Annotated in this window: 11 protein-coding genes; 7 read left to right on the top strand and 4 right to left on the bottom strand. The window is 51.0% G+C overall.

The window, feature by feature from the left end; translation table 11 throughout:
* Nucleotides 1-94: 94 nt before the first annotated feature.
* From pheS to VEI96_11170, 6 genes are all read left to right on the top strand, one after another.
* The gene (gene pheS, locus VEI96_11145) at nucleotides 95-1,099 is read left to right on the top strand and encodes a phenylalanine--tRNA ligase subunit alpha (GenBank protein ID HXX58547.1); all 1,005 of its coding nucleotides are present in this window, start codon (nucleotides 95-97) and stop codon (nucleotides 1,097-1,099) included.
* Nucleotides 1,100-1,186: 87 nt separating this feature from the next.
* On the top strand, nucleotides 1,187-3,244 hold the full coding sequence (pheT, locus tag VEI96_11150; GenBank protein HXX58548.1) for a phenylalanine--tRNA ligase subunit beta: 2,058 nt from the start codon (nucleotides 1,187-1,189) through the stop codon (nucleotides 3,242-3,244).
* 6 nt (nucleotides 3,245-3,250) lie between these two features.
* Nucleotides 3,251-4,657, top strand: a complete 1,407-nt coding sequence (locus tag VEI96_11155; protein ID HXX58549.1) for a glycoside hydrolase family 3 N-terminal domain-containing protein — start codon at nucleotides 3,251-3,253, stop codon at nucleotides 4,655-4,657.
* Nucleotides 4,658-4,744: 87 nt separating this feature from the next.
* Nucleotides 4,745-5,014, top strand: a complete 270-nt coding sequence (locus VEI96_11160; GenBank protein HXX58550.1) for an FmdB family zinc ribbon protein — start codon at nucleotides 4,745-4,747, stop codon at nucleotides 5,012-5,014.
* A 6-nt stretch (nucleotides 5,015-5,020) separates the two neighbouring features.
* Nucleotides 5,021-5,779 carry a sugar phosphate isomerase/epimerase family protein gene (locus VEI96_11165; GenBank protein HXX58551.1) on the top strand — a complete coding sequence of 253 codons (759 nt, stop codon included), beginning with the start codon at nucleotides 5,021-5,023 and terminating at the stop codon, nucleotides 5,777-5,779.
* Between the two features lie 2 nt (nucleotides 5,780-5,781).
* Nucleotides 5,782-6,192: a FixH family protein gene (locus VEI96_11170; protein HXX58552.1), complete on the top strand. Its 411-nt coding sequence runs from the start codon at nucleotides 5,782-5,784 to the stop codon at nucleotides 6,190-6,192.
* A 303-nt stretch (nucleotides 6,193-6,495) separates the two neighbouring features.
* Here VEI96_11170 and VEI96_11175 read toward each other — a convergent pair whose 3' ends face one another.
* The 4 genes from VEI96_11175 to VEI96_11190 form a co-directional block, all read right to left on the bottom strand.
* A complete protein-coding gene (locus VEI96_11175; protein HXX58553.1) occupies nucleotides 6,496-7,233 on the bottom strand; it encodes a hypothetical protein in 738 nt (245 codons plus the stop codon).
* Nucleotides 7,234-7,673: 440 nt separating this feature from the next.
* Nucleotides 7,674-8,843: an SAM-dependent methyltransferase gene (locus VEI96_11180; protein ID HXX58554.1), complete on the bottom strand. Its 1,170-nt coding sequence runs from the start codon at nucleotides 8,841-8,843 to the stop codon at nucleotides 7,674-7,676.
* Between the two features lie 88 nt (nucleotides 8,844-8,931).
* Nucleotides 8,932-9,915 (bottom strand): quinolinate synthase, encoded by a 984-nt coding sequence (gene nadA, locus VEI96_11185; GenBank protein ID HXX58555.1) that lies wholly within the window; start codon nucleotides 9,913-9,915, stop codon nucleotides 8,932-8,934.
* The gene (locus VEI96_11190; GenBank protein HXX58556.1) at nucleotides 9,915-10,616 is read right to left on the bottom strand and encodes a transglycosylase SLT domain-containing protein; all 702 of its coding nucleotides are present in this window, start codon (nucleotides 10,614-10,616) and stop codon (nucleotides 9,915-9,917) included. Before VEI96_11190 ends, nadA begins: the two co-directional genes overlap by 1 nt.
* Before the next feature lie 310 nt (nucleotides 10,617-10,926).
* On the opposite strand from VEI96_11190, the gene VEI96_11195 reads away from it, so the two are divergent.
* Nucleotides 10,927-11,280 (top strand): FAD-binding oxidoreductase (locus VEI96_11195; protein ID HXX58557.1); only part of this gene is annotated, 354 nt, incomplete at its 3' end.

Consider the following 11,280-nt stretch of genomic DNA (forward strand, 5'->3'; position numbering starts at 1 on the left):
GAAGAACCTTGCATCATAAGTGACGCTGAGCGGGAGGGAAAGAAACTTCTTTCCGCTCAGCCGCCATTTCACACCCCAGAAACCGATGTCAGACATGAGTGATATCAAGGATGCATTCCTCAAGGAACTGGACTCCGCGACCTCAGCCCCGGAGCTCCAGCAGCTGAAGGTCAAATATACCGGTAAGAAGGGGCTCGTGACCGCGAAACTCAAACTCCTTTCCGAGATCCCTTCCGATGAGAGACCAGCCTACGGGAAAACGGTCAACGAGCTCAGGGAATTCATAGAGCGCGAGATAGGAATGCGGGAGACCCGTCTGAAGGATCTCTCACTCGCACGGCAAATGAGCGCTGAAGCAATTGATGTAACCCTTCCGGGCAAGTATATCTCTCCGGGGAAGATGCATCCCATAAGCAGGGTTCTTCAGGAGATTATCGAGATATTCGTAAGCATGGGATTCGAGACAGAGGTCGGTCCCGAAGTCGAACTCGATTACTATAACTTCGAGGCCCTCAATATTCCGAAAGACCATCCTGCCAGGGACATGCAGGACACGTTTTATATAAGCGACGATGTCATCCTCAGGACCCATACGTCACCGGTGCAGGTGAGAACCATGGAAAAATCAAAACCCCCGCTGAAGTTCATCGCACCGGGCAAGGTCTACCGATGCGATGCCGATGTCTCCCACACCCCGATGTTCCATCAGGTGGAGGGTCTCATGGTAGACACGGATATAGCGTTCAGCGACCTCAAGGGGGTCCTCGAGATATTCGTCCGGAGGATGTTCACAAAGGATACGCCGGTCCGTTTCCGACCGAGCTTCTTTCCTTTCACCGAACCGAGTGCCGAGGTCGATATCGGCTGCATCCTCTGTTCAGGGGCGGGATGCAGGGTCTGCAAAGGCACCGGATGGCTTGAAGTGCTCGGGTCGGGCATGGTACATCCCCATGTCTTCGAGATGGCGGGGTATGACCCCGAAATCTATACCGGCTTCGCCTTCGGCATGGGCGTTGAAAGGCTCACGATGCTCAAGTACGGCATTGATGATATCAGGATGTTCTACGAGAACGACATACGCTTCCTGAGACAGTTTTGACGACAATTCCTATGAGAAAAACACTTTCAAGAATAGTGAAGGCGGGCTATTTTCAATTTTTCCCTCAGCCCGTTACGTTGAGGTGACATGCGCGTTCCCGTCGAATGGCTGAAAGAGCTCGTCAACTTCCCGTTCGGCATTGATGAACTCTGTCACAGGCTGACGATGATAGGGCTCGAGGTAGAAGGCTCGGAAGAGATGCGCGGCGACACGGTCCTCGAGGTCAACGTCACGCCGAACAGACCCGACTGCCTCAGCATTCTCGGTATCGCGAGGGAGGTCGCGGCCCTCATGAATGGGTCGGTGCAACTTCCCGATTACGTGATCGAGGGAGACGGCGGAGCCTCTCCCGTGGATGTTGAGATCCTCGATGAAGACCTCTGCCATCGGTATGCCGGGCGTGCACTCGAGGAAGTGAGGATAGGCGATTCCCCCGAGTGGATGAAGATGCGCCTCGAAAAATGCCGCATGAGACCGATCAATAACGTCGTCGATATAACAAATTACGTTCTCCTCGAGATGGGACATCCCCTCCACGCCTTTGACATGGATGAACTGAGAGGAGGAAGGATAAGGGTCGCGAAGGCCGGAGCCGGGTCCAAGATCGCGACCCTCGACGGGACAGAGCGCAGCCTCCCCGAAGACGCCCTCCTCATATGGGATGCCGAGCGGCCTGTGGCCGTGGCGGGCGTCATGGGCGGCGCCGAAACGGAAGTAAAGGCGGAAACGAAGAATGTCTTCCTCGAAAGCGCTTATTTCTTCCCTTCATCCGTGAGAAGGACATCCCGGGCCCTCGGACTGAAGACCGAGTCTTCTTACCGGTTCGAGAGGGGCACCGACATAGAGCTTCTCGAAAAGGCTCTCGACAGGGCAGCATTTCTCATGGCTCGCCTCACCGGCGGAAGGGTCTCCCGGAAAGTAGACGCCTATCCGAAGCCGTTTCAGCCTTCCTCCATAGAAGTCAGATACGGGCGGGTGAGAAAGATTTTGGGAATCGCGATACCCATTAAAGAGATGATCGACATCGTGAAAAGACTCGGCATTGCGGTAGCGGAAGGGCCGTCGTCTTTCACTGCCACACCTCCTCCTTACAGGACGGACCTACAGCGAGAGATCGATGTCATCGAAGAAATCGCGCGATTCTATGGATATGAGAGGATCCCGGTAACAGTGCCGAAAACCGGGATACCGCAGGAAGCGAAGGGAAGGCGCTATGAGCATATCTCTGCTATCAGAGAATCTTTTACGGGTGCCGGGTTTACCGAAGTCATAAACTACAGTTTCATGAATCATCAGATGCTCGACATGCTCAACCTCGATGAAGATGACGCGCGCCGCAGGACCCTTCCGCTGCGTAACCCCATCAATATCGAAGAGGGACATCTGAGGACTTCCCTCATACCTTCACTCATTCAGAACCTTGTATACAATGTCTCGATGGGTAACAGGGATGTACGTCTTTACGAGTTATCGCGGGTCTTCTTTGATAAGGGGGAAACGCTCCCTGAAGAGATGCATCATCTGGGAGCTATATCGTTCAGAGAGAAGTCGCCTTCCCTCTGGAAGGAAGAGACTCCGTCGTTCTATATGGTGAAGGGTGTTGTCGAATCCCTGGCGGATCTCCTCCGGATGCATGATTGCAGATTCAGGCCTTCGTGCGAGCCCTTCCTCCATCCCGGTAAGTCCTGTGACATTCTGGCCTCGGACAGGAAGGTCGGATTTTTCGGCGTGCTCCATCCTACCCTTGTCGAGAAACTTTCGGTGAAGATATCGAGGCACGAAATAATCGTCCTCGAGATCGATGTTGACGCACTCTTTCCCTCCATATCAGAAAAAGTAAGTTACACCCCTTTCCCCAAATATCCGCACGTCGACAGGGATGTGGCCCTCATTGTGGATGAATCGCTCCCGGCATCAGCCCTTGAGGAGCTCATAAGGGCATATCCTACGGACCTCATGGAGGAGATATCCCTATTCGACTTCTATAAGGGCAAGAATATTCCCGACGGGAAAAAGAGTCTCGCCTTCTCGATACGGTACCGGGCAAAGGACAGGACCCTCACTGATTCCGAGATAGAGGAACTTCATTCACGGCTCGTAACGTACATAACGGAAAACACCGGCGGAATCGTGCGGGGGGCGTAGCCCCGTATGAATCCCTACTCCCGCTTAATTCCGAGGCTGAACGGAACCGAAATCGAAGAGAGGCGCGGCTACTATCTCGGACTTGCGAAAAAAGGAATCTCCGGTTTCATTCTCTTCGGCGGAGAACTCGAAACGGTAAGGGCGAAGGTCAGGGAACTCCAGACCGAATCGCAGAGACCCCTCGTCATCGCCTCGGACCTGGAACAGGGGCTCGGTCAACAGGTCAAGGGGGGTACCCTTTTTCCCCCGGCGATGGCGATCGCGTCCGCCATAAAAAAATCCGATACGCATCGTTCGCGCCTGCTCCTCGAAAGACTCTACACCGCGATCTCTCTCGAGGCCCGATACGCGGGGATTAATACGATACTCGCCCCCGTGCTCGATATCAATACCAATCCGAAAAATCCTATTATCGCGACAAGGGCCTTCGGTGAAGACCCTGAGACCGTATCATTCATCGGCTGTGAGATGCTGCGGGTATTTCGACAGAACAGTATCATGGCATGCGGAAAACACTTTCCCGGCCACGGAGATACGCTGATAGATTCGCATGTCGGCCTCCCCGTTGTCAAAAAGGAACTGTCCGATCTCAGGAGACACGAGTTTGTACCGTTTCAGGAGGCGATAGATGTCGGTATAGAGATGATTATGCTCGGCCATCTCAGCGTTCCTGCCCTCGACCCTTCAGGAATGCCTGCCTCTCTTTCCGGACAGGTAGTCTCCTATCTGAGAAAGACGATGCGATTTCGGGGCGCGATAATTACCGACGCCATGAATATGGGAGCGGTCGGTAATTACACCGAGGAAGAAGCGTCACTCATGGCGCTCAAGGCCGGAGTCGACCTCATCCTCCATCCCACAGACCCCGACGAAGTCGCATCCCTCCTCATCCAAAAAAAACTCTCCCTGCAACCCCTGAACCTGAGTCCCCCTGCCCTCTCCGATTCTCCCTGCGACTTCCGCGAACACAGGAGACTCTCGGCGGAACTGACAGAGATGGCTGTCAGTATGGAGGGGAAAATGCCGCGTAGGATAAAAAAACCGTTTCTCATCATCCTCAATGAGGACGGCGACGAAAGAAAGCCCCACTTTGTGGATGCCATGGGAGAGCGGTATCCGGATGCGCGATCAGCCATGGTCCTTCCCGGAAAAGAAATCCCTTCGCAGAAGATCCCGGCAGACTATGAAACCGTGGTCGCAATATTCTCTTCGGTCAAGGCTTGGAAAACCGGGGCAAAGGCATGGCTGCAAAATGGAATTGAAGCCCTTAAGGAGAGGGCGACGCTCTTTGTGAGCTTCGGAAACCCTTACACGCTCGCCGATTTACCGGGGGATACCGCGCGGATTTACGCCTATTGGGATTCCGATGAAGCTCAGAAGGCAGTGGTTGCAAAACTTACGCACATTCGATAGGAAGAATGAATCCCGAAGCCGTGTTCATTTGACCCCCGGCGTCAAAATCGGTTATGATAAAGAAAAATTATTACCGAGGTTCTTATTATGCCGATATACGAATACACCTGTCTGAGCTGCAAGAGAGGACATGAGATCATGCAGAAATATGACGACGCTCCGCTCACGATCTGTCCGGATTGCGGCGGAGATATGAAAAAGCTCATATCGAATACGTCCTTTGTTCTCAAGGGAAAGGGCTGGTATAAGACCGACTATGCCTCAGACAACGGGAAGAAACCGAAGGAAACAGAGAAGAAGACAGAGACGCCTTCATCATCAGAGAAAAAAAACGAGAGCAAATCAGAAGCCGCCTGACGCACGGTGAAGACCGTCCACGTGCACATTCCCTACAGCAAGATAGGGGATTATCTTTCTCTGCTAAAAGAAAAGAGACTGAACCTCGAAATATACTTCCCTTCTTCGTCCCTCGACAGTTTAAGAACCGGTGATATCCAACTGCTCAGAGATAGTCTCGACTATCATCCCTCCCTTTCGATCCATGCGCCCTTCATGGACCTCTCTCCCGGCGCTGTAGATTCCGGTGTCCGGTCTCTCACTCTTGCTCGTTTCATGCATATCATGGATATTGCGGAAATCCTCTTCCCCCGGGTCATCGTCTTCCACTCGGGCTATGAGAAGTGGAAATATGCCCATAGGGTGGACATCTGGCTCGAAGGGAGCCTCATGACGTGGAGGCCACTCATCGAGAGGGCAGCGCAACTCGGTGTGAAGCTTGCCATCGAAAATATCTTCGAGGATGAGCCATCGAATCTCGAGGCTCTCATGAAAGAACTCCATGCAGAGAGCTTCGGGCTCTGCTTCGACACGGGCCACTGCAATTTATTTTCGAGAGTCTCACTGAAAGACTGGCTCGACTCGCTAGGACAATATATCTTTTCACTCCATCTCCACGACAATGATGGAACCTTTGATTCCCATCTCCCGATCGGCGACGGCACCTTCGATTTCGAAATGCTCTTTACGTTCCTCGGCGATCGAGACTATGTTTACACTATTGAGGCGCACACGCCGGAACGGGTTCTCAAGAGCATGGATAGATTAAAGGAGTATATCGTCTGAATATGGCCGACCGGAAGGTTGCGAAAGCCCTCTTGATTCTTCTTACCATCGAATGCCTTATCTTCACGATCGGTTGTAGCAGCAAGGCAGCGAAGACCACTCAGAGAGGATTATTTCATGTTCAACTCAGCGCTAAAGGACAGCTTCTCAAAGAAGGCAGGAATGAAGTCGATGTGTACGTTACAGATAATAGAGGCAACGGTGTGGAAGATGCAAAGATTGAGATTACACCGTGGATGCCTGAGCACGGTCACGGTACTATGTGGCCCCCGATGGTTACTGAAAAAGGAAAGGGATTTTATCGCGCCGTCATCCCGATCATAATGATAGGACATTGGGAACTTAAGATTAAGATTCACAAGGGAGATATCGAAGACAATGCCATCTTTGATTTTCCCAATGTCATGAAGTAGCAAAGAAACGTATATTTTGACAGTCGTCAGCAAAAGAAACTTTTCTCTTTTCTTCGTTCCTGAAGTCGAACCTGTGCAATTCCTTTCGGAGGTGAAGTGTTCGAATGGAAGTAATCCTTCAGTCGAACCTTATGCGATGAGGTGTTCGTGTAGCACTTCGGACACGAGATAGATCAGTCGGGAAGGAACTTGTCTCACTTGGCTCTGTATTGCATGAAGCTGTTCACGAATCCAAGGGAATTTCAGCAATAGGCTCAATTCTTTTTCGATCACGCTCCCACTATTTTTGATGTCTCGTGGTAATTAGGAATTTTCCAAAATAACCATTACTACTGAAATAAAGAACCCAAGAACCGTGAAAACACCAGCTATCTTCCCTCCATGTTCATAAGCTTCGGGCATCATTGAATTGGCTAACATCATCAGGATAGCTCCCCCAGCAAAAGCCTGAATAAATGCCATCCAGTGCTCGGATACATTGCTGAAAAGGCTATAACCTGCAACGGTTGAACCAGAGCAAACCAAAACAATGAATAGCCAGAGAAAGATTATTTTCCCCCCGCTCCAGCCACTTGCTTTCATTCCCGTAGTTCCGGCAATGGCTTCCGGAAGATTGGAGATAAAGACCGCTACCAACATGGCGAGGCTTACAGTACCTCCTTCGAATATCCCTAATCCTATGACAATAGATTCGGGTATCCCGTCAAGGATAATGGCCAGTACCATCGGGATTATCAATTTGGAACTTTGAGATGCCTCAATAGCCATATGATTGCCGGCTCCCAATTTTTCAATCAGCTTGTCGGCGAAATAAAAGGTGAAAGCCCCAGCAAAAAAACCGAAGGCAGGAAAACCGGTTCCCTTTGCCAATTTTACAGCTTCAAAAATTAACTCATAGGAGATGGCTGAAATCAATGTCCCGGCGCCAAAAGCCATGATGATCCCGAGGGTTCGTTTGCTTAATGCAAAGCGTGTGGCGATACCCCCCCCTACGATCAAGGAGGACGTTGCCAATAAGCCCCAGAAAAATGAATTCAACATATGATGGATTTGAAATTAACTTTTGTTTTAGAATCCCATAAATCTACTAACGTGTCAATCTGCAATAGCAATAATTAATCAATAATAAATACTTCACCACGGATGGCATGTTACACAGTATGGCAGTTACTACAATAGGCCTCGTGACCTGTGTTACCTGCAAGATTTAAACATGAGTGGTGTTATCGGCAACCGTAACGGTGTAAAAAATAGCGCGGGGAGTGGTCGGTGTAACAAACTCTTCTGCCGACACAGGCGGTTATCGTGATCTCACACCGGCAAGCACTGAACAGGCGAAGAAGTCTTTGCTTTTTTCTGCAGGCATACTGGACAGTCAACCCAACGAATCCGCAGCTGGTCTGCCTGCCTGAAAAGATGTGTGTTTCGAAAAGGAGCCGCAGATTTCACTGAACTTTACAGACTGGAAGTCATGTCGTTTGTCACAACTTGCCGACCTGATTCCTTAACGTAAAGCCTTTCAGCTTAGGCTCGCCCTTCCCTTTATACTGTATCATCACCTTATGAGACTCGCCCATGCCCTGAGGGAGAATGAGACCCTTAATCTTCGCGATGTCGAAGGGATCAAGTGAATCACCGTAAAACTCCGTTATCACCTCGTCGAGTCCGAGGGAAACGAGATAAACCCCCTGGGGACAGAACCCTACGGTCTTTAAGCCGCCATCTTCTCCCCACTTTTTCAGAGACGAGAAATTTACGTGTGCCGTCATATCCTGTTCGCCGATATTCTGGAAGGGATCTTCATCTATCTGGTGTTTATGATAACAGAGGAGTGTTCCCCTGCTTCTTTCCTCGCTGTAATAATCCCAGGAAGGATAGCCGTAATCAATCGTCATAATAAAGCCCTCAGAGAGTTTATCATTGATCTCCCTGAGCCAGTCTCTGATTCTGAGATTCACCTCGGTCTTGTAGCCCCGGGAGAGATCGATTGAGAATTCCCTGAGGTAGTCTCTGGTTTCGCTGCTGCAGGGCCTCTTCAACTCCATGAGGGCATCCGCGTCGGAAGATTCCTCCTCCTCTAATGCCGAGAGTGAAGTGGTAGCGACATAGATCTCCTTCAACTCATCGTCCATTTCGATCAACCGTATCGGAAAGGCATCGAGAAGTTCATTTGAAAGATAACATCCGACAGCGGGCGGTAATTGCCCTACATCGGAATACCACGCAACCTTGCCCGGAAGGTCCCCGAGCAATTCCTTCTGACGCGCCCTGACCGACGGGTTCCGTTCTATAATCGTATATTCAAGATGCCCGAAAATATCCTTCTCTTTTCCCTCGCCCTCCACTCCGCTCAGGTAATCGAGCATATCCTTCGCAAGATGCCCCATCCCGGCCCCCATCTCGATAACCTGAAAGAGTTCAGGGCATCCCATGAAACCCCACATCTCTTCCATCTGCCTTCCGAGCATCGCCCCGAAAATCCGATGGAGATGAGGGCTCGTATAGAAATCTCCCATTCTGCCGATCTCTGTTGAATCCTTCATGTAATAACCGAGTCCCGGATAATAGAGGGTCATCTCCATGAAGGCCTCAAAACTGATCGGGCCTTCAGACCTTATTTTCTCGATGATTTTCTCTTTAAGAGGGTTCATGAATCCTTACGATGAGCGAGTATCCGTAACAGAACGCCGAAACGAAAGCACTGTAGGGTGATGCGGAAGAAGATTATGCTGCGGCGTCCTACTTTATTTCGAGCATCCTCTCGAGCGTCCTCTTAGCAGGTACCCTTATCTCTTCGGGCACTTTTATGACGGCCCGCATCTCCTTAAGCGCGCGATACACGCTCTCTAATGTCGTCTTCTTCATGTTAGGGCATACCATATCCCTCCTCAGGGGATGGAAAATCTTGTCGGGATTCTCCTTCCTGAGGCGGTGCATAAGCCCGACCTCCGTACCGACAATAAATTCCCTTGCCTCTGACGCCCGAGCAAACCTGAGCATCCCCGATGTGGATGTCACATGATCTGCCACCTCAAGGACCTCCGGCCTGCACTCGGGATGCGCCATGAAGAGGGCGTTGGGGTATTCTCTCCGCGCCTTCAAAACGTCCTCTCTCGTTACCCTGTCATGGACGTGACAGAAACCGTCCCATGCGATTACCTGCTTCCCCGTATTCCTCTGTGCCCACTGGGAGAGATTCCTGTCAGGGATGCAGATAACCCTGTCACCGGGAAGGGACTCCACCACTTTCACGACATTCGCGGATGTGCAGCATATATCGCTCTCTGCCTTGACATCGGCGGTAGTATTGACATAGGCAACTACGGGCACTCCCGGATACTTGGCCTTCATGTCCCTCAGTGTGAACTCATGGGGGAATATGAAGGTCGGCTGAACATCGTACCCGGGGAAAGTCTTCGACACCCGCCTCGGTGAACTGACCTGAATCATCTCGGCCATCGGACAATTGGCATCACTTTCAGGGAGGAGCACCGTCTTATCCGGAGAGAGGATTGAAGCGCTTTCGGCCATAAAGTTGACACCGCAGAAGACAATAACGTCACAATCTATAGTGGCAGCTTTTCTCGATAGCTCAAGGGAGTCTCCGACGAAATCCGCGATCTCCTGCACCTCGTCTCTCTGATAATTATGGGAGAGGATTATGGCACGCCGTTCATCCCGCAACCTCAGAATTTCTTCGGGGAGGGCTGTCCTGCCGGGCATCAAAACCTTGGAGATCGCTTGCTCAGGGGAGAATTGGTGAACAGAATGATACCTTCTTCAGTCACCACCTTGTAAATCGCCTCAGGCCTTCCGTTTGCAGATGAAGAGGAGGAGACCGGATATGACAGCTTGCCGTTATAGAGGGAAAGGACCCTTCTCACATACTCTCTCGTCTCGGATATCTGGGGAACAGCTCCTGATTTCTCTACAGTCTTTGGTCCGGCGTTATATGCCGCGAGCGCGAGGGTAAGGTCACCGTTAAACTTCTCGATGAGGTATTTCAGATACCGCGTCCCGCCGTCTATATTCTCTTCGGGGTCAAAAGGGTCTCTCACCTGGAGGTCGTTCGCAGTCGTCGGCATCAGCTGCATGAGGCCCTTCGCGCCCTTCCTCGAAACAGCAAAGGGATTTCCATTCGATTCGGCCTTAATGACAGCGTGGATGAGGGAAGGGTCCATCTCGTACTTTGCGGCCTTTTCATGCACGATACTCTGAAATTCTCTCTTCGTCGACTCCGTTCTCACGGGCTCTTTTTGAACGGGCTCCGCCGTCCGGTTCTTCATTACCCTTTCGGTACCCCTGTTCATGGGCGCGTCCGTATAGCATACAACGCCGTTTTCGTCGATCGACTTGTATATATCCGCCTCAGAAGCCGCAGTGCTCAGGAGCATCATCACAAATGCGCTAACGATGAGCCTCATAAGCTTAATCTTATCAACATATATTTTTTCTGTCAACACGAGTGGCTCACTCCGTCCGCATCCGCAAAGGAGACCCTTCTCGTCGCTTCACTTTTACACCGCATTTATTATTATAATAGATTCGAGACGCCCTTTTGAAATTTATGGTAATATAAGGGGAAAATCGTGGAAATGTATTGTGAAAAAATTCGTGCTCCCTTGCGGAGAGATCAGGGGAGCCAGGGGATTCGATCCATACCGCAAATCAATACCGCAATTCGCCGTTAATAACCGTATTGGATGGAACCAAACTTTTAGGAGGTGGTAGGACGTGTATAAGATTCTGAAAAAAGAGGTCCTGAGTGACGTCACGAAACTGATGGATGTGCAGGCGCCCCATGTCGCCCGAAAGGCAAAGGCCGGCCAGTTCATCATCGTGCGCATCGATGAGGAAGGAGAGAGGATCCCTCTGACGATCGCCGATTACAGCCGGGATTCCGGTACGATCACGATAATCTTTCAGGAAGTCGGGAAGTCGACAAAGCAGCTCGGGAGGATGGAACCGGGAGAAGAATTGGCCACCTTTGTCGGCCCCCTGGGACATCCAACGGATATCAAGAACTTCGGAACGATTGTCTGCGTGGGAGGCGGAGTCGGCATAGCCCCTATCTACCCTATAGCCAGG

Source organism: Thermodesulfovibrionales bacterium (genome assembly GCA_035622735.1).
Classification (GTDB): domain Bacteria; phylum Nitrospirota; class Thermodesulfovibrionia; order Thermodesulfovibrionales; family UBA9159; genus DASPUT01.